At 46.1% G+C, this 538-nt stretch carries 1 protein-coding gene; it reads left to right on the forward strand.

Features of this window, described 5'->3' with window-relative positions; all coding sequences use genetic code 11:
* The coding region (locus R7Z49_RS27160; RefSeq protein WP_318112774.1) for an aminotransferase class V-fold PLP-dependent enzyme at positions 1 to 538 on the forward strand (538 nt) is incomplete at both ends.

Raw genomic sequence — 538 nt, forward strand, 5'->3', positions numbered from 1 at the left:
GTAGCACAAGCTCGAGAACAGAAAATTGATTGGAGCAGCCGCGGGCTAGGTAGAAAGCACGATAAGCGTTTTTGGCGTAAAGTGCAAAAGCAGTTCGTTTTGGATAAACGAACGACTTACATGAACATTGGTACAACAGGCTCAATGCCGAAACATGTTCTTGAAGGCTATGAAGACAACAACAAATTAGTGGCGAAGTTCCCATGGGACATGAAAGGTAAGTTTGGTAAGTTCCCTTACGTTTCAGACATGGTCGCAGAGACTGCACCAGGTTTTGGCGCAAGTGCTGGCGAAATCATCCTAAGCCGCAACACGACTGACGGTCTATGTTCGATCATTAATGGTCTGCATTTCGAGCCGGGAGACGTGATTCTTACTACACACCACGAACACATTGCAGCGACATCTCCGCTGAATGTTGTAAAACACCGCTTTGGTGTAGAAGTCGTGGAAATTCAGTTACCAGTGTTTACAGGTACTGAAGACGTTTCTGAAGAAGACTACATTCAAGCATTCCGTGACGCTATTGAAGCGCACC

This window comes from Vibrio sp. 1562, assembly GCF_033340155.1.
Lineage (GTDB): Bacteria > Pseudomonadota > Gammaproteobacteria > Enterobacterales > Vibrionaceae > Vibrio > Vibrio alginolyticus.